At 68.9% G+C, this 17,068-nt stretch carries 18 protein-coding genes and 1 riboswitch; of the genes, 10 read left to right on the top strand and 8 right to left on the bottom strand.

What is annotated here, in order from left to right:
- Window positions 1-36 precede the first annotated feature (36 nt).
- The 8 genes from BLV63_RS15320 to BLV63_RS15285 all read left to right on the top strand — a co-directional run bounded on the left by BLV63_RS15320 (window position 37) and on the right by BLV63_RS15285 (window position 7,815).
- Complete coding sequence (locus BLV63_RS15320; RefSeq protein ID WP_066217404.1) at window positions 37-747, top strand: MgtC/SapB family protein; 711 nt, start codon at window positions 37-39, stop codon at window positions 745-747.
- Between the two features lie 138 nt (window positions 748-885).
- On the top strand, window positions 886-1,431 hold the full coding sequence (locus tag BLV63_RS15315; RefSeq protein ID WP_066217406.1) for an AMIN-like domain-containing (lipo)protein: 546 nt from the start codon (window positions 886-888) through the stop codon (window positions 1,429-1,431).
- Window positions 1,432-1,836: 405 nt separating this feature from the next.
- Window positions 1,837-2,886, top strand: coding sequence for an ABC transporter substrate-binding protein (locus BLV63_RS15310; RefSeq protein ID WP_254780575.1), 1,050 nt, complete (start codon window positions 1,837-1,839; stop codon window positions 2,884-2,886).
- The gene (locus tag BLV63_RS15305) at window positions 2,883-3,827 is read left to right on the top strand and encodes an ABC transporter ATP-binding protein (protein ID WP_082724330.1); all 945 of its coding nucleotides are present in this window, start codon (window positions 2,883-2,885) and stop codon (window positions 3,825-3,827) included. The genes BLV63_RS15310 and BLV63_RS15305 overlap by 4 nt, the downstream gene beginning before the upstream one ends.
- Window positions 3,827-4,891 carry an ABC transporter permease gene (locus BLV63_RS15300; RefSeq protein WP_082724331.1) on the top strand — a complete coding sequence of 355 codons (1,065 nt, stop codon included), beginning with the start codon at window positions 3,827-3,829 and terminating at the stop codon, window positions 4,889-4,891. The genes BLV63_RS15305 and BLV63_RS15300 overlap by 1 nt, the downstream gene beginning before the upstream one ends.
- A gap of 32 nt (window positions 4,892-4,923) precedes the next feature.
- Complete coding sequence (locus BLV63_RS15295) at window positions 4,924-6,357, top strand: LLM class flavin-dependent oxidoreductase (RefSeq protein WP_082724332.1); 1,434 nt, start codon at window positions 4,924-4,926, stop codon at window positions 6,355-6,357.
- Window positions 6,341-6,847 (top strand): flavin reductase family protein, encoded by a 507-nt coding sequence (locus BLV63_RS15290; RefSeq protein WP_066217420.1) that lies wholly within the window; start codon window positions 6,341-6,343, stop codon window positions 6,845-6,847. Before BLV63_RS15295 ends, BLV63_RS15290 begins: the two co-directional genes overlap by 17 nt.
- A gap of 197 nt (window positions 6,848-7,044) precedes the next feature.
- Entirely contained in the window at window positions 7,045-7,815 is a 771-nt protein-coding gene (locus BLV63_RS15285; RefSeq protein ID WP_066217421.1) for a MerR family transcriptional regulator, read from the top strand.
- Between the two features lie 117 nt (window positions 7,816-7,932).
- Here BLV63_RS15285 and BLV63_RS15280 read toward each other — a convergent pair whose 3' ends face one another.
- The 7 genes from BLV63_RS15280 to BLV63_RS18970 form a co-directional block, all read right to left on the bottom strand.
- Window positions 7,933-8,448, bottom strand: coding sequence for a DUF4395 domain-containing protein (locus tag BLV63_RS15280; RefSeq protein WP_066217408.1), 516 nt, complete (start codon window positions 8,446-8,448; stop codon window positions 7,933-7,935).
- Between the two features lie 119 nt (window positions 8,449-8,567).
- Complete coding sequence (locus BLV63_RS15275; RefSeq protein WP_066217410.1) at window positions 8,568-9,602, bottom strand: DUF4073 domain-containing protein; 1,035 nt, start codon at window positions 9,600-9,602, stop codon at window positions 8,568-8,570.
- Between the two features lie 138 nt (window positions 9,603-9,740).
- Window positions 9,741-10,268 carry a methylenetetrahydrofolate reductase gene (locus tag BLV63_RS15270; RefSeq protein ID WP_066217412.1) on the bottom strand — a complete coding sequence of 176 codons (528 nt, stop codon included), beginning with the start codon at window positions 10,266-10,268 and terminating at the stop codon, window positions 9,741-9,743.
- 301 nt (window positions 10,269-10,569) lie between these two features.
- Window positions 10,570-11,589: a lipoyl synthase gene (lipA, locus tag BLV63_RS15265; RefSeq protein WP_066217608.1), complete on the bottom strand. Its 1,020-nt coding sequence runs from the start codon at window positions 11,587-11,589 to the stop codon at window positions 10,570-10,572.
- Between the two features lie 181 nt (window positions 11,590-11,770).
- Window positions 11,771-13,087: a serine hydroxymethyltransferase gene (gene glyA / locus BLV63_RS15260; RefSeq protein WP_066214214.1), complete on the bottom strand. Its 1,317-nt coding sequence runs from the start codon at window positions 13,085-13,087 to the stop codon at window positions 11,771-11,773.
- Window positions 13,084-13,467: a glycine cleavage system protein GcvH gene (gene gcvH / locus BLV63_RS15255; RefSeq protein WP_066214621.1), complete on the bottom strand. Its 384-nt coding sequence runs from the start codon at window positions 13,465-13,467 to the stop codon at window positions 13,084-13,086. The genes glyA and gcvH overlap by 4 nt, the downstream gene beginning before the upstream one ends.
- Before the next feature lie 364 nt (window positions 13,468-13,831).
- Window positions 13,832-13,929: riboswitch (glycine riboswitch) on the bottom strand.
- Between the two features lie 12 nt (window positions 13,930-13,941).
- Window positions 13,942-14,271: a hypothetical protein gene (locus tag BLV63_RS18970; RefSeq protein WP_254780574.1), complete on the bottom strand. Its 330-nt coding sequence runs from the start codon at window positions 14,269-14,271 to the stop codon at window positions 13,942-13,944.
- A gap of 46 nt (window positions 14,272-14,317) precedes the next feature.
- On the opposite strand from BLV63_RS18970, the gene BLV63_RS15250 reads away from it, so the two are divergent.
- Window positions 14,318-14,905, top strand: a complete 588-nt coding sequence (locus tag BLV63_RS15250; RefSeq protein WP_254780573.1) for a polysaccharide deacetylase family protein — start codon at window positions 14,318-14,320, stop codon at window positions 14,903-14,905.
- Window positions 14,906-14,973: 68 nt separating this feature from the next.
- Window positions 14,974-15,423 carry a Dps family protein gene (locus BLV63_RS15245; protein ID WP_066214220.1) on the top strand — a complete coding sequence of 150 codons (450 nt, stop codon included), beginning with the start codon at window positions 14,974-14,976 and terminating at the stop codon, window positions 15,421-15,423.
- Window positions 15,424-15,511: 88 nt separating this feature from the next.
- On the opposite strand, the gene BLV63_RS15240 is transcribed toward BLV63_RS15245, so the two are convergent.
- Window positions 15,512-17,029, bottom strand: a complete 1,518-nt coding sequence (locus BLV63_RS15240) for an APC family permease (protein ID WP_066214223.1) — start codon at window positions 17,027-17,029, stop codon at window positions 15,512-15,514.
- Between the last annotated feature and the right edge of the window lie 39 nt (window positions 17,030-17,068).

The raw sequence follows: 17,068 nt of genomic DNA, 5'->3' as shown, positions 1-17,068 counted from the left end.
CGCGCCGCATCGCCACCGAAGACTGGGAGGAACCCCATGGACGCCCTCGACCTCACCCTGCGCATGGTGGCCGGGCTGGGCCTCGGAGCCGCGATCGGCTTCGAACGCCAGCTCCGGTCCCGCACCGCCGGCCTGCGCACCAACGCCCTCGTCAGCCTGGGGGCCGCCCTGTTCGTGATCATGGGCGCCTTCAGTTTCACGGGGGAACGCGCGGACCCCACCCGCGTGGCCGCGCAGATCGTCTCCGGCATCGGCTTCCTGGGCGCCGGCGTGATCATGAAGCAGGGCGCCTCGATCTCGGGACTCAACACTGCGGCCACGCTGTGGGCCTCGGCCGCGGTCGGGGCCCTCGCCGGGGGCGGGATGCTGCTGCCGGCGCTCGGCGGGACCCTCGCCGTCGTGCTGTCCAATCTGCTGCTGCGGCCCCTGGGACGTCTGCTGGACCGCCGCGGAGGTCCGGCCGCCCGGGAGACCGTGGCCACGGAGTACCACTTCGTGGTCCGGTCCAGCACCCTGGCGGAGGTCGCTGTCCGGTCCGCCGTGGTGGAGGCCGTGCAGCGCCCCGAGTTCACGGTGCACTCGGTGGAGGCCCGGGACATCCAGGAGGGGCAGACCGAGCTCACCGTGGTCCTCAGCGCGGCCGAACGGAGCGACGCCGCCCTGGAGAAGGCCATCGCCACCGTGGTGCCGATCCCCGAGGTGACCGCCGTCCGCTGGCATGCGCTGGAGCTCGGCGGGGATGACTGACCCCGCCCGGATCACTGTTCGGACTCGGCCTTCCCGGTCGTTTAACGATCCGGTGCTCATCGCGGCTCCGGCAGGATCCCGCGGACCGTGACCGGCGTAGCGTGGGCCTATCAGCGTTCATTCTGCGGAGGAGCGGTCATGAAAAAGATCCGTGCGCTGCTGATGGCACTTCTCCTGCTGGCCGGACTCGGTCTGATCGCCCCCGCAGGGGCGCAGGCCAGCCCGTACTGCGGCATCACCTGGGGGTCGCTGGCGAAGAGCGCCGGCGGCATGTCCACGGCACCCGTGACGAACGTCCGGACAGGCCAGCAGACCTGTTACGACCGCCTCGTGGTGGACCTTCAGGGCAAGGCCAAAGGATTCACCGTCAGCTATGTCACTCAGGTGCGGCAGATCGCCAGCGGGCAAGTGGTTCCGCTGCGCGGCGGGGCGTTCCTGAACATCGTGGTCAACGACCCGGCCTACCGGGCGGACGGGACCGCGAGCTACATCCCGGCCAATCCCCGGGAACTGTCCAACGTCTCCGGCTACTCGGCCTTCCGCCAGGTGGCGTTCGCCGGCTCCTTCGAGGGCAAGACGTCGATCGGCCTGGGTGTGAGGGCCCGGCTGCCGTTCCGGGCGTTCATCCTGGACGGACCGGGGGGAGGATCCCGCCTGGTGGTGGATGTGGCGCATTACTGGTGAGAGCAGTGTGTGAGTGGACGAGGGGACGGCTTCAGGCCGTCCCCTTTTCCGTGTCCGGAAGCCGGGTCACGGAGCGACTTTCTCTGTCACGAATCTCCGCCATCGGGCGGCGCGGGGTGCGGCCGGCATCGCGCAATGCGCCGTGATCCGGCTTCACACGGCGTGATCGTGCGCCACGGAGCGTCACACCGGGCCCGCCGGTGCGCCTCCTCCGAGTGCGGCGCGCCGCGCCGAAGCTCACGGGGCGACGCCGGGCGTCATCCGCCGTCGCACGCCCGGCCGGCGCGCAATGTTGAGCCGCCTTTCCTCCCGTGAACGGACCCGCGAATTTCCGTTCCGCTTCTGCTCAGATGGTTCCCACACGGCGGGCCACCGGGTCCGCCAGAGCAATCGAGGAGAAGCCCCGTGGGCCAGCGCACCAGCAAGAGAACCGTGAGCAGGACTGTGATCGCAGCCGCGATCATGAGTGCCACCGCACTCGTGCTGAGCGCCTGCGGCGGGGCCGCCACGGCCCAGAGCGCGAAGGACCAGGTCAAGACGCTCCGCTACGAAGGCAGCGCCAACAGCGTCACGCTGCCCGAGCTGGCGGCGGATCTCGGCTACCTGGGAGACCTGAAGCTCGACTGGGTGGGCAACACCATCAGCGGCCCGGCCAGCATCCAGAATGCGGCCACGGGCAACACGGAGTTCGGCGGAGCGTTTGCCGGGGCCGTGGTGAAGCTCCAGGAGGCGGGCGCCCCGGTCAAGGCCGTGATCAACTATTACGGCTCCGACGCGAAGTCCTTCTACGGGTTCTATGTGAAGGCGGACAGCCCGATCAAGACCGCGAAGGACCTGATCGGCCGGAAGATCGCCGTCAACACCCTGGGCGCCCACGCGGACGCCGTGATCACCACGTATCTGCAGAAGAACGGCCTCAGCAAGGACGAGATCAAGCAGGTCCAGCTCGTGGTGGTCGCGCCGAACGACACCGAACAGGCGATCCGCCATGGACAGGTCGACGCCGGCGCACTCAGCGGCGTGCTCCAGGACAACGCGGTGGCCACGGGCGGGCTGCGGTCCCTCTTCAGCGACTACGGGCTGTTCGGGGCGTTCGCCGGAGGCCAGTACGTCTTCCGGAACGACTTCATCGCGAAGAACCCGGACACGGTGCGCACCTTCACCACCGGCGTGGCCAAGGCGATCCAGTGGGCGAGCACCACGCCCCGTGCCACCGTCATCCAGCGGTTCACCGACATCATCACCAAGCGGCACCGCAACGAGAGCACCGCGACCCTCAAGTACTTCAAGAGCATCGCCATCCCGGCGAACGGCGCGATCCAGGACGAGGACTTCCAGCGCTGGAACACCTGGCTCAAGGACACCGGGATCCTCAACAAGGATGTGCAGGCGTCCAAGTACTACACGAATGAGTTCAACGCGCTCGCGGGCACCGGGACGGAGGGCAAGAAATGAGCACCCCGAAGATCAGCCTCCGGAACGTCAGCAAGTCCTTCCGCCTGCGGCCCGGCAAGGGGTCGAAGTCCGGAGAAGGCGTCCGCCTCACCGCGCTCCAGGACGTGAGCCTGGACGTGGCGGCCGGGGAGTTCCTGACCCTCGTGGGGCCGAGCGGTTCCGGCAAGACCACCCTGCTCGACATCCTCGCGGGCCTCGCCTCGCCGGACAGCGGGGAGGTCCTCCTGGACGGCCGTCCCGTCACGGGTCCCGGTCCGGACCGGGCCGTGGTGTTCCAGCAGTACGCCCTCTTCCCGTGGCGCACCGCCGCGGAGAACGTGGCGTTCGGTCTGGAGGACCGTCAGCTCGACGGCAAGTCCCTGAACCGGAAGGAACGCCGGGCCCGGGCCCTCGAATATCTGTCCCTCGTGGGACTGGACGGGTTCGAGGACCGGTACCCGCACGAGCTCTCGGGTGGCATGCGGCAGCGCGTGGCGATCGCCCGGAGCCTGGCCTATGAACCGGACGTCCTCCTGATGGACGAGCCGTTCGCGGCGCTGGACGCCCAGACCCGCGAACAGCTCCAGGACGAACTGGTCCGGCTCTGGCAGCGGACTGGCAAGACCATCATCTTCATCACCCACGGGATCGACGAGGCGGTGTACCTGGGGCAGCGGGTCGCGGTGCTGAGTTCGCGGCCCGGGCGGGTCAAGACGATCGTGGACATCGACCTGGGGGACCGGGACGCCGAGGGCGATCTGAGGTCCAGCCCGGCGTTCGTCCGCCAGCGGCACCTGCTCTGGGAACTCCTGCACGACGAGGTCCGGCGGGCTCAGGCCTCCGGTCACGCCAAGATCCGCCCGGACGGCTCAGCACCGGACGAGGTCCCGGCGGGGGCGGGCGCAGTCCCGGCCGGGGTCCCCGCCGGGGCGGGCGCCGGACGTGAGAGGAGCGCGGCCTGATGAGCACGAGCACGGTGAACGACGAGATCATCACGACGGCGGCGACGGAGCCGGGTGCCGGTCCGGTTGCCGGTGCGGCGGGAACGACGACGGCTCCGGCCGGGGTCGCGGACCGAGCCGGGGCGGGTGCCGGCTCCGCGGCGTCCACACAGCCCGCCACCGCGGCGGCCGACGGCACTCCTGGTGGGGTGACCACGGCTGACGGTCCCACGACGCGTGGTCCGGGAGAGCGGGCGGGGGCGCCGGCGTCGTCCGCAGGGGCGCGCGTGCGGCGGGTGGCAGGCGCGATCGGCAGGGTCTCCGGCCGCGTGCTCTGGTCCACCGGAGCGATCGTGCTGTTCCTGCTCCTGTGGGAATTCGGCCCGGGGCTGTTCCTCGACGAGGCCACGCGGGTCTTCCTGCCGCCCCTCCACGAGGTGCTCGCCGCACTGGGCAAGCTCATCGAGTCCGGACAGTGGCAGGAGCACGTGCTGGCCAGCCTCGGCAGGTCGGTGAGCGGCTTCGCCATCGCGGTCGGCCTGGGCGTCCCTCTCGGTCTCCTCATCGCCTGGTACCGCGGGCTCGACCGCTTCCTCAATCCGCTGCTCGAGGTGTTCCGCAACACCGCGGCGCTCGCACTGCTGCCGGTGTTCACCCTGCTGCTGGGCATCGGGGAGGTCTCCAAGATCAGCATCGTCGCGTACGCCGCGTTCTTCCCGGTCCTGCTCAACACCATCCTGGGCGCCCGGAGCGTGGATCCGCTCCTCATCAGGGCCGCGAGGACCCTGGGTCTCGGGAGCGGGCGGCTGTTCCTCAAGGTCATCCTGCCCTCCGCCGTCCCCACCATCTTCACCGGCGTGCGGATGGCGGGCACCGCGTCCGTGCTCGTCCTGATCGCCGCCGAAATGGTCGGAGCCAAGGCCGGGCTCGGATACCTGATCACGAATGCCCAGTCGAGTTTCCTGATCCCCGACATGTACGCGGGCATCCTGACCGTCGCGGTGCTGGGCCTCACCGTCAACTACCTTCTGGTGGCCCTGGAACGCCACTTCTCCCGTTGGCGCCTGGCCGAGTCCAGCCGCTGAACACTCGACCTGTCTGAAGAGGAAGGAACACCATGCCACGCCAACTCATCCTGAACGCGTTCCTCATGAGCAATGGGCACCACGAGGCCTCCTGGCGCCTGCCGGAGAGCGACACCCGGGCCGCCACCGACGTGAAGCACTACCAGCGGCTCGCGCAGACCGCGGAGCAGGCACACTTCGACGCCGTGTTCTTCGCGGACTCACCGCTGCTGCACGGGGACGTCACCCAGCGCCCCTACGGCGTGATCGAACCGACCGTTCTCCTGGCCGCCATCGCCGCCGTCACCGAGCGGATCGGACTCGTAGCCACGGCCTCCACGAGTTACAACGAGCCGTACAACCTGGCCCGCCGGTTCGCCGGGCTGGAGCAGATCAGCGGCGGACGGTCGGGCTGGAACGTGGTGACCACGGCCGGCGACGCGGCGGCCCGCAACTTCTCCCTGGACAGCCAGCCGGCCCACGCCGACCGCTATGCTCGGGCCGAGGAATTCCTGCAGGTCACGGAGAAACTCTGGGACAGTTGGGAGGACGAGGTCCACGTGGGGGACAAGGACCGCGGCGTGTGGGGCGACTCCTCCCGGGTCCACCCCGTGCTGCACCGTGGCGAGTTCTTCCAGGTGGAAGGCGCCCTCGACGCGCCGCGCTCGCCGCAGGGCCGCCCGGTCATCATCCAGGCGGGCTCCTCGGAGAGCGGACGCGACTTCGCCGCCCGCTGGGCCGAGGCGATCTTCACGGCGCACCAGACCGTCGAGAGCGCCCGGGAGTTCTACGCCGACCTCAAGCGCCGTGTGGCGCTCGCGGGGCGTGACGCCGACGCGGTGAAGATCCTGCCCGGGATCGTCCCCGTCATCGGCGCCACCGAGGAGGAGGCCCGCGCGCTCGACGAGGAGCTGAACCGTCTCATCCTGCCCGAACACGCGCTGCGCCACCTCGCCGGGGTCATCGGCGTCGACCCGTCGCGCCTGGCCCTGGACGAGCAGCTTCCGGACGACCTCCCCGAGGAGTCCCAGATCGAGGCCAACAAGAGCCGCCGCACCCTCATCGTGGAGCTGGGCCGCAGTGAGCGCCTGACGGTCCGGCAGATCATCGGCCGGCTCGGTGGCGGCCGGGGGCACCAGACCTTCGCGGGGACGGCCGAGCAGGTGGCGGACCGCATCGAGCACTGGTTCACCACCGGCGCCGCCGACGGTTTCAACATCATGCCGCCCGTCCTGCCCTCCGGCCTGGACGTCTTCACGCGCGACGTGGTCCCGATCCTCCAGGAGCGCGGGCTCTTCCGCACCGAGTACACGGGGACCACGCTGCGGGAGCACTACGGCCTGCCGCGCCCGGCGAACCTCTTCGCCGCTCACCACGCTTCGGCGGAGCGCGACGACGCCGCCTCTCCCGGCAGCCCCGGCGGCGCCGTCGCGGGGGAACAGCCCGTCCTGCTCGGGGGAGGTGCCGCTCGTGCCGCTCGTCAGTGATCCGGACAGCACCCAGCTGCGCCACGCGTTCGCCAAAGTGCCGAGTGGCGTGGCGGCGCTCGCTGCCCTCGTGGACGGCGCCCCGCAGGGACTCGTGGTCTCAACGTTCACGGTCGGGGTCTCCCTGGACCCGCCGCTCGTGATGTTCGCGGTCCAGAACTCCAGCCGCACCTGGCCCGTCCTGCGCGGGTCAGCCCGCTTGGGCGTCTCGGTGCTCTCCGCCCATCAGGAACACGCCGCACGGCAGATCGCGTCCAAGGACGGGGACCGTTTCGCCGGGCTCCCGGTGAGTGTCAGCAGCGAAGGTGCGCTGCTCCTGCCGGGCGCCGCACTCTGGCTCGACTGCTCGGTGGAGCAGGAGGTCCCGGCCGGGGACCACGCCGTCGTGCTGCTGCGCGTGCATGGGCACGAAGTGCGGGAGGGGCACGTGGACCCGCTCGTGTTCCACTCCTCGACCTTCACGGGACTTCGGCAGCCGGCGCTGGTCTAGGTCCGGAGGCGCCGAAGCGCAGGGAAGTGAGCTCTCCGCTCGCTTCCCTGCGCTTTTCCGCATGCTTAGTTTCCTGATCGCGTTCACCGCCTGGTCGACAATCGGGCCGGTGCCTGACACGCCGCGGGGCGCCGCCGTCGAGCACTTGAGATCGCCCCCTTGACCTTGACGCTGCGTCAACTTCTACGCTGGTGATCATGGAGGACGACGAGGACTGGAGCATCCAGGAAGTGGCCCGCATGGCCGGGACCACCAGCCGCACGCTGAGGCACTACGAACAGGTGGGGCTGCTGAAGCCGAGCCGGGTGGGACACAACGGGTATCGCCATTACGACCGCGACGCCCTGCTCACCTTGCAGAGGATCCTCCTGCTCCGCGGCCTGGGGCTGGGCCTGCCGGCGATCGGCGACGTGCTGTCCCGGCAGACCGACCCGGCGGAGGCGCTCAGCCGCCACCTGGACCTGCTGCGGCAGGACCAGGAGCGGCTGGCCCGTCAGATCCAGGCGGTTGAGCACACGATCAGGCAAGTGAAAGGAGGTGGTCGTCTCATGGCACAGGACATGTTCGATGGATTCGATCACACGCAGTACAAGGAAGAGGTCGAGCAGCGCTGGGGCGCCAAGGCCTACGCGGATTCGGACGCCTGGTGGCGCGGCCTGGGGGAGGACGGGCGGCGAGCCTGGCAGGAACGCCAGCAGCGCTTGGGAGCCGACTGGACGGCCGCGGCGGCCCGCGGGGCCGACCCGGCGAGCGACGAAGCGCAGGCTCTCGCCGCACGGCACGACGCCTGGCTCTCCGGGATCCCGGGAACGCCGGGACATCCGGACGGTGCTCCGAAGGAGTACCTGCTCGGCCTGGCCGAGATGTACGTGGCGGACCCGCGATTCGCGGCGAACTACGGCGGGCAGGGCGGAGCGGAATTCGTGCGTGATGCCCTGCGCGTCTACGTGGAGCGCCGGGACGCCTGAGCGGCGCCTTCAGCCGCGGGCACTGTCACGAGACGGACGGGCGCCCTCCTGAACCTCAGGAGGGCGCCCGTCCGGCGTTCGGGTCGCGGCGTGCCGACCGCGGGGGCAGTGACGGGCTCAGGCCCGTCGCAGAGAGATGTTGTTGCAGGCCTCGCAGACGCTCTCCGGGATGACACCGGCGTTCTGGAGCTTGCCGAAGATCCAGCAGCCCAGGCAGAACCCGGCGAAGGATTCGAGGGACGCCGCCACGATCAGCAGGCCCAGCAGGACCCACGCCACCGGGGCGAGACCGACGGTCCAGAAGATGGCCGCGGCGGTCGAGAGCACGGCGCCGATGGTCTGGGCGAACCTCTTCGGAGGGCCGGGCACCAGGCGCGGAGCACCGAGCCGCGGGGCGATGACGTGCACTGCGAGGCGTCCGGCGGGGGAGTACCGCGGGCCGCCGGCCACCCGGAGCCAGAAGCCCAGGGCGATGAGCCAGAGCAGCCAGCCCCAGCCGGCCGTCAGGCCGAGGACCAGGGTGACGACGCTCAGCACCACGATGATCCCCGCGGTGGAGCGGGCGGCGTATTCGTTCACCGGATTCGGGAAGGCGAACAGCTGCTTCACTCCGGAGCTGGTTGAGGTGGTCACCTTGCCAGACTACGGACGGCCCGCCCCCGCACGGAAGCATTGTTGCTCCGTGCGACGGACGGGCCGCCACTCGGCACGGGCCAGGGCCCGGGCCGCTCGGAAGAAGAGCTCAGAGGAGCTCAGAAGGACAGCGGGACGTGCAACTCCTTGATCCACTGCCGACGCCGGTAGTCCCGGGCCCGGAGCAGCACGCCGTCGTGGGAGACCTCCACCTGCAGACCGCTGGCCTCCAGGGGATCCAGGGCGCGCTCGCCGCCGTGGCCGTCGTCCTCCCAGAGGGTCTGGATGGCGCCCGTGTTGACCGTCATGAAACCTTCCGGGTTGCCGGTGCCCGGCACCACGCGGCGCACGGCCCAGTCGGAGAGGTTCAGGTCCCAGTGGGTGTGCCCGCTGAAGAAGAACACGTTCTTGTACTGGCCCAGGATCCTGAGGAGCCGGTCGGCTTGCAGGTAATCGCTCTTGTAGAGCGCGTTCCGGGTGCCGGAGACGGTGTTCGGGAGCGGGTGGTGGCAGAACACCATCACGGGCTTGCGACGGCGGGCGTAGGAGGCCAGGCGCGACTCGAGCCAGGCGAACTGCTCATCGCTCAGCCACACCTCGTCCCAGAGCTTGCTGTCGTGGTAGTGCATGTACTTCTCGGTGCCGAGCAGGAGCGCCGGGACGCCGCCCAGGTCCACCTCGGTGTAGACCTTCTTGCGGCCCGTGAAGTCGTAGAAGTTGTTGTACAGCTTCTCTTCGGTGCACCCGTTCGGCCAGGTGTCCTGACGGAGCGTGGTGGGGTTCAGCCACTTGGGGACGTAGAACTCGTGGTTGCCGATCACCCAGTGGGCGTTCCGCGGGTGCGGATTGGAGTCCAGCACCTTGCGGACGTCGGTGTATTCGAAGTCGTAGCCGCGCGGGGTGATGTCACCGTTGATCACCAGGCCGGCGCTGCGGGTGCGGGGGTTGGTGGTCTCGATGTCCTGCAGGGCCATGGCGAAATCGTGCAGATCGCCCTGGATGTCGCTGATGACCGAGAAGACGCTGCGGGCCCGGCCCCAGCCGGACGTGGTGGGTGCGGAGCCGCCGGCCGCCTGGGCTGCCGTTGCAGTGCCCACGGCGGCCAGGCCGGCCAGGGAGGTGGCGATCGCCGTGCGGCGGGAGAGGGGTTTCATGGTGGAGTGGATCCTTCACGGGGGGAGTGGGACGGTCCCACCGTAGGAAGGCGAAGTGAAGGGCATTCGCTTCTTGACTGCACTTGTCTATACAGCCGGGTGAACAGGACGTGAATGGCCCGGCGGACCGGTTCCGGTTCAGGCGCGCGAGGCTCTCCCGGGTCCGAGTGCCGGGAGCCCGTCGAGCGAGTTGAAGGTGTACAGCTGCACGCTGTCGATTCCGGACTGCGCGCCGAGCCGGCCGATCATCTCCTCGGGGGCGTACCGGTTCCCCGGCAGGAGGTTCCGCGCCAGGGACGTCTTGCCGCTGAGGAAACGAAGGGACGACCCCACCCCGATCTTCGCGGCGAGGGACACGAGCCGTGCCGTGGGGACCGCCCCGGCCACCCCTGCCCGCACAGGAAGGTCCACCCCTTCACGGCGGAGACCGGTCACGTACTCGCCGATCCTCTCGGCCGAGAAGCACATCTGTGTGACGATCCGCCTCGCGTGCTCCTGTTTGCGCCGCAAGGACTCCAGGAGCACGTGATCCGGGATCCCCGGGTGCCCTTCGGGGTACCCGGCCACGCCGAGCGTGAAGCGGCCGACGCCCAGCTCCGCGATGTCCCGCAGCAGCGCCTCGCCGTCGGCGTACGGCCCGGCCGGAGTGCCGGCGTCGCCGCCCACCGCGAAGAGCTCGGTGACGCCCGCGTCCGCGCATTCCTCCAGGACCTGGGCAGACGCTCCCGGCTGCCCAGCCCCTTCGCCGCGAGGTGCGGCACCACCCGGTGGCCGTCCCGCGCGAGCTCCGTGGCCACCGCGAGCGTGGCGTCCACCCCGTGCTTGGGCAGGCAGGTGATGCTGATCGAACCGGACGACGACGGCGGCACGGCCTTCCGCACCGCCTCCACGATGCCGGCGGTCGGGATGACCTCGAGATGTAAAGACAGCATGCCGGCTTCCGCGGATTCCATGTCAGCTGATCCCGTCAGGCTTGGGTGGCGATGAGGGTGCGGGCTTCTTGGCGGGTGGTGCCGGAGTCTTGGATGCCGTCGGCGATGTGGGCGAGGTTTGCGGGGATGTCGCGGCCTTTTTTGCGCATGGCGGTGGCCCAGAGGCGTCCGGCGCGGTAGGAGGAGCGGACCAGGGGTCCGGACATGACGCCGAGGAAGCCGATGGCTTCGGCTTCCTCGGCGAGGTCGACGAATTCCTGGGGTTTGACCCAGCGGTCCACGGGCAGGTGGCGTTCGGAGGGGCGCAGGTATTGGGTGATGGTGATCAGGTCGCAGCCGGCCTGGTGCAGATCGTGCAGGGCTTCGCTGATTTCTTCACGGGTTTCGCCCATGCCGAGGATGAGGTTGGATTTGGTGACCATGCCGTGGGCGCGGCCTTGGGTGATGACATCCAGGGAGCGTTCGTAGCGGAAGGCGGGGCGGATGCGTTTGAAGATGCGGGGGACGGTTTCGACGTTGTGGGCGAACACTTCCGGTTGGGAGTCGCAGATCGCTTGGATGTGTTCGGGTTTGCCGGAGAAGTCGGGGATGAGCAGTTCCACGCCGGTGCCGGGGTTGAGCTCGTGGATTTTGCGCACGGTTTCGGCGTAGAGCCAGACGCCTTCGTCGTCGAGGTCATCGCGGGCCACGCCGGTGACGGTGGCGTAGCGCAGGTTCATGGACTGGACGGAGCGGGCGACTTTGGTGGGTTCGAGCCGGTCCAGGGGGGAGGGTTTGCCGGTGTCGATCTGGCAGAAGTCGCAGCGGCGGGTGCATTCGGAGCCGCCGATGAGGAAGGTCGCTTCTTTGTCTTCCCAGCATTCGAAGATGTTGGGGCAGCCGGCTTCTTCGCAGACGGTGTGCAGGCCTTCTTTTTTGACGAGGTTCTTCAGGCCGACGAACTCGGGTCCCATCTGGACTTTGGCTTTGATCCAGTCGGGTTTGCGTTCCACGGGGGTCGCGGCGTTGCGTTGTTCGATCCGCAGGAGTTTACGGCCTTCGGGGACAAGAGTCACAGCACGGGTCCTTCGTCGTCGGGTGAAGCGGGTGAAGCGGTGCGCCGGGTGATGCGGTGAAGCGGGTGAAGCGGTGCGCCGGGTGATGCGGTGCGGCAGGTGAAACTGTGCGAGTGGCGCGTTCGGAACAGCGTAGCCGCCGGTGCTGCGCGGACCCCCGTCCGCGCAGCACCGGAGACGATCAGCTGAGGCCGTTCACGCCCGGGTACAGCGGGTGGGCCGCGGCCAGCGCCTGCACACGGTCCCGCAGGCCGGTGAGGTCGGCGTCGTCGTCGGCGATGAGGGCCTCCGCGATGACGTCCGCGACCTCACGGAAGGCGGCCTCGCCGAATCCGCGCGTGGCCAGGGCCGGGGTGCCGATCCGCAGGCCCGAGGTGACCATCGGCGGACGGGGGTCGAACGGGACGGCGTTGCGGTTGACCGTGATGTCGATGGCGGCCAGGCGGTCCTCGGCCTGCTGGCCGTTCAGATCGCAGTCGCGCAGATCCACGAGCACGAGGTGGACATCGGTGCCGCCGGAGACCACGGAGATGCCCTTGCCGGCCACGTCGGGCCGGGTGAGACGCTCGGCCAGGATCCGGGCACCCGCCAGGACGCGCTCCTGGCGCTCACGGAACTCCTCGGACGCCGCGATCTTGAAGGCCACGGCCTTGCCCGCGATCACGTGCTCCAGGGGGCCGCCCTGCTGACCGGGGAACACTGCTGAGTTGATCTTCTTGGCGATGTCCGCGTCATTGGACAGGATGATGCCGCCACGCGGGCCTGCCAGCGTCTTGTGGGTCGTGGAGGTCGTGACGTGGGCATGCGGCACGGGCGAGGGGTGCAGCCCTGCCGCGACGAGGCCGGCGAAATGCGCCATGTCCACCATGAGGTAGGCCCCCACGGAGTCGGCGATCCGGCGGAACTCGGCGAAGTCCAGCTGGCGCGCGTAAGCGGACCAGCCGGCCACGATCAGGGCGGGCCGGTGCTCCTGAGCCAGACGCTCGACCTCGGCCATGTCCACGGTGTGGGTGTCCTCGCGCACGCCGTACGGGACGACGTTGTAGAGCTTGCCGGAGAAGTTGATGCGCATGCCGTGCGTGAGGTGGCCGCCGTGGGCGAGGTTCAGACCCATGATGGTGTCGCCGGGCTTGATGAGCGCGTGCATGACGGAGGCGTTGGCCTGGGCGCCGGAATGCGGCTGGACGTTGGCGAACTCGGCGCCGAAGAGGTCCTTGATCCGGTCGATGGCGAGCTGCTCGATGACGTCCACGTGCTCGCAGCCGCCGTAGTAGCGCTTGCCCGGGTATCCCTCGGCGTACTTGTTGGTCAGGACGGAGCCCTGGGCCTGCATGACGGCGAACGCGGTGTGGTTCTCCGAGGCGATCATCTCGAGGCCCTCGCGCTGGCGGTGCAGCTCGTCGTCGATCTTCGCCGCGACTTCCGGGTCCAGTTCCGCGAGGGACGCGTTCAGCGACGCCGGGACCACCTGCTCGTACTCGGTGACGGCGGCGCTCACAGTTCGCCTCCGTTGGCCGCGGCGTACTCCTCGGCGGACAGCAGCGGGCCCTCTGCGGTGACGGCCACGGTGAAGAGCCAGCCCTCGCCGTACGGGTCGCTGTTGATGAGGGCCGGGTCGTCCGACGCCGCGGCGTTGACCGCCGTGATCTCGCCCGAGACCGGGGCGTACAGATCGGACACGGACTTGGTGGACTCCACCTCGCCACAGGTCTCCCCGGCGGTGATGACCGCGCCGACTTCGGGCAGGTCCACATAGACGATGTCGCCGAGGGCATCCGCAGCCACCGCGGAGATGCCGACGCGCACCGCGCCGTCCCCGTCCGCTGCGACCCACTCATGCTCGGCCGAATACCTCAGGCCGGCGTCCACTGTGCTCATCTTCACTACCTCTTTCCGCTGTTGCTCATCCGCTGGGCGTCATGGCCCGGTTCGACCGCCGGTCCCCCGAAGCAGGGGACGACGGGTGAGGGCCATGCTGACTGCATCGCTGAGGAGGGGTGTCCCGCTGCCGGTTCCCCGAACGGCGCGGAGCGGTCACGGTGAGGCGTGACCTTCCAGGCCGGGGGAGGGAGGACGGTCGGTCCGGCGGACATGAGGAACCCTTCGGCTCAGGCGCCGCGAGGGCGCCACGATGACAGGTGTTCCTCCCCGCTCTGTATGGGACCTGAGAGATTCCGCGGGCTGGATGGCGCCGCTTGCACCGTCGGTGAGCCCGGCGGACCGGGCTGCTTTCCAGAGTCGCCTCGCCGCGGCGGTACGGGTGCCTGAGAGATTCCCGGGGAGGGTTTGCTCCTACGGCGCCTGCCCGGGGTGCCGGGAGGTCTCTCCCGCCGCGGATCAACAGCGTCCGCATCACCTTCCGGTGATGCGGCTCACACGATATCGGTAATGACCGGTCATGCGCAAAATACGGACGATTCGACGCAGGTTTTCGACACCTTCGGGATCTATGATCAGCTCGACGTCATCGTAGGGGGCACCACCAGTCATGCCGGATTCATCCATCAGCCGCCGCGCGGCCCTGCTGGCACTGGGAGCCGCCACGGCCCCGCTGCTGGGGGCCTGCGCCGACTCACCGCCAGCACCTTCCACCGCGAGGACGAGCGGCGGCCCGGTGCCGTCGACCGGCGGGGGAACGACGTCGTCGGCCAGTCCGTCGCCGAGCCTGACACCGAGCGCCACCCCCACACCCCGTAAGACCTTCGTGGGTGACTTCAGGCTTCCGCCCGTGCAGAACGGCCTGGCGCCGGTCGTCACCCGGGTGACGACGAAACAGCCGGTGGTCTTCCTGACGATCGACGACGGCGTGGTCAAGACGCAGGAGTCACTCGACCTGCTGGACGAATACGGTTACCCGGCCACGCTGTTCCTGACGAAGAGCGCGATCGCCGGCAACCCGGACTTCTTCAAGAAGTTCCAGGCGCGCGGCGACCGCATCCAGAACCACACCATCAGCCACAACACCTCCATGGTCAACGAGAGCTACGAGTATCAGCTCGGCGAGGTGACCGGGATGCAGGCCTACATCAAGCGCCACTACGGCACCACGCCCACGCTCTTCCGTCCGCCCGGAGGGGCGTACTCGAACGCCATGCGCACCGCGGTGGCCGCCGCGGGCCTCAAGGCCGTCATCGACTGGGAGTGCAAGGCCAACGCCGGCCGGATGGACTACCAGGTGGGCAACGGCCTGCGTCCGGGTGACATCTGCCTCATGCACTTCCGGCCGGAATTCAAACGGGACCTCGCGGCGTTCCACCAGGCACAGAAGGCCTCCGGACTGACCGTGGTCCGCCTGGAGGAGTTCCTCGGAATCTGAGTTGTCCCGCCACCGCCGAAGTGGGATAGCGTCATGAGTACGGAACAATTCACCACACAGGAGGAAGCATGAAGGCATCACCCACGCTCGCGGCCAATCTCCAGGCCGTGCTGACCGACCTGATCGAATTGCACCTGCAGGGCAAGCAGGCCCACTGGAACATCGTGGGACCGAACTTCCGCGATCTGCACCTCCAGCTGGACGTCCTGATCGATCTGGCCCGCAACCTCAGTGACGATGTCGCCGAGCGCATGCGCGCCCTGGAGGCCGTCCCGGACGGCCGCAGCGTCACCGTCGAGAAGGACACCAGCCTCGCGGCGTTCCCCGAGGGCCTGATCTCCACGCACGACGCCATCGACCGCATCGTCGCGGCCATCAACGCCACCGTCGGCACCACCCGCAAGGTCCACGACCAGGTGGACGAGGAGGACCCCACCTCGGCGGACCTCCTGCACACGGTGCTCGAGGGACTCGAGCAGCAGGCCTGGCTCATCGGCGCGGAGAACATGAAGCCCTGACAGCCGCCTGACAGGACGACGACGGCGCCGCACCCCGGGAGGGTGCGGCGCCGTCGTCGTCGATACGGTGAGTCCGGAAGGGGACCGCTCAGTCCACCAGTGCCGGGGTGTCCATCTTCAGCGTCTGCCCGCGGAAGAACTCGGGCCGCTTGCGGGACATCACGAGCATCACCACGACGCCGAGCAGCAGGATCCCCACGCCCACGACGAACACCAGGCCCACTCCGAACACGGAGGTGCCGGAGCCGAAGGCCGGGTCCCAGGAGTCGACCGCGGTCTGGATCATCACGACGAACAGCATGATGCCGCCCACCACGGGCGCCAGGCCGCGCAGGAGGAAGTTCCGCGGGCTGGCCAGCAGGGTCTTCCGGAAGTACCAGACGCAGGCGAACGCCGTGAGGCCGTAGTAGAAGCAGATCATCAGGCCGAGGGCCAGGATGGTGTCATTGAGGACGTTCTGGCTCACGATGTGCATCACCGCGTAGAAGCCCCAGGAGATCACACCGGCCGCGACGGTGGCGTTGGCCGGGGTGAAGTGCACCGGGTCGACCTTGGCCATCGACTTGGGCAGGGCGCCGTAGTGGCCCATGGCGAGCAGGCCGCGGGCCGGGGACATGAAGGTCGACTGCAGGGACGCCGCCGAGCTGGAGAGCACGGCCAGGGACATCAGGATGGCGAGCGGGCCCATGATGGGCGAGGCCAGCGCGGTGAAGATGTTGCCCGAATTCTCGGGGTTCCGCAGGCCGAAGCCCTGCTCGCCGATGCCGGCGAACATGATGCAGGCGATGGCGACCAGCAGGTAGATGGCCAGCACGGACAGCGCCGTGATGGTGCCCGCCTTGCCTGCGGTCTTCCGGCCGTCCTTGGCTTCCTCGTTCAGGGTCAGGCAGACGTCCCAGCCCCAGTAGACGAAGATCGAGAGGGAGATGCCGGCGGTGATGGCGCTGAAGCTGTCGACCTTGGTGATGTCGAACCAGTCCCAGGAGAAGGCCATGCCCTGGCCGGAGTTCTCCCAGTTCACGATCGCCATGATGGCGAAGAGGCCGAGCACCAGGAGCTGGAAGCCCACGAGGACGTACTGGACGTTCTTGGCGGTCTCCAGGCCGCGGTAGCTGATCCACACGGCTGCGACCACGAAGACGAGGCATGTGGCCACGTTGATCCACTGATTGCTCGCTAGATCGGCCAGCCCCTCCACGCCCGTGACCTGCGCCAGGAAGAGGTAGAAGAAGTCCACGGCCACGCCCGCCAGATTGGACAGCACGATGATGTTCGCGGCGAGGAGGCCCCAGCCGCCCATGAAGCCGATCCAGGGCCCGAAGGCCTTGGTGCTCCAGGTGAAGGTGGTGCCGGAGTCCGGGGAATCGGTGTTGAGCTCGCGGTACGCCAGGGCCACCAGGATCATCGGGATGAAGCCGATGACGAAGATGATGGGGAGCTGCGCGCCGACCTCCTGGACCGTGGGGCCGAGGGCGCCGGTCAGGGTGTACGCGGGGGCGATGGTGGACAGGCCGATGACGACGATCGCGAGCAGGCCGAGCTGACCGGACTTGAGCCCTTTGCCGTCCACATCCTGGTGGGCGCTGCGGGGGTGATGTTGTTCCATGGGTGGCTTTCTGTGCATGGCCAGGCGGCAGCGTCGCCG

The organism is Arthrobacter woluwensis, assembly GCF_900105345.1.
GTDB classification, from domain to species: domain Bacteria; phylum Actinomycetota; class Actinomycetes; order Actinomycetales; family Micrococcaceae; genus Arthrobacter_E; species Arthrobacter_E woluwensis.
The sequence above is the reverse complement of the archived record's forward strand: the minus strand, read 5'-3'. Positions and strand labels throughout refer to the sequence as shown.

Excerpts from the sequence above, each read along its gene's own strand:
- BLV63_RS15300 (WP_082724331.1), top strand. The coding sequence starts at position 3,827 with ATGAGCACGAGCACGGTGAACGACGAGATCATCACGACGGCGGCGACG.
- BLV63_RS15285 (WP_066217421.1), top strand. The coding sequence starts at position 7,045 with ATGGAGGACGACGAGGACTGGAGCATCCAGGAAGTGGCCCGCATGGCC.
- gcvH (WP_066214621.1), bottom strand. The coding sequence starts at position 13,467 with ATGAGCACAGTGGACGCCGGCCTGAGGTATTCGGCCGAGCATGAGTGG.
- BLV63_RS15295 (WP_082724332.1), top strand. The coding sequence starts at position 4,924 with ATGCCACGCCAACTCATCCTGAACGCGTTCCTCATGAGCAATGGGCAC.
- BLV63_RS15240 (WP_066214223.1), bottom strand. The coding sequence starts at position 17,029 with ATGGAACAACATCACCCCCGCAGCGCCCACCAGGATGTGGACGGCAAA.
- BLV63_RS15245 (WP_066214220.1), top strand. The coding sequence starts at position 14,974 with ATGAAGGCATCACCCACGCTCGCGGCCAATCTCCAGGCCGTGCTGACC.
- BLV63_RS15315 (WP_066217406.1), top strand. The coding sequence starts at position 886 with ATGAAAAAGATCCGTGCGCTGCTGATGGCACTTCTCCTGCTGGCCGGA.
- BLV63_RS15305 (WP_082724330.1), top strand. The coding sequence starts at position 2,883 with ATGAGCACCCCGAAGATCAGCCTCCGGAACGTCAGCAAGTCCTTCCGC.
- BLV63_RS15275 (WP_066217410.1), bottom strand. The coding sequence starts at position 9,602 with ATGAAACCCCTCTCCCGCCGCACGGCGATCGCCACCTCCCTGGCCGGC.
- BLV63_RS15320 (WP_066217404.1), top strand. The coding sequence starts at position 37 with ATGGACGCCCTCGACCTCACCCTGCGCATGGTGGCCGGGCTGGGCCTC.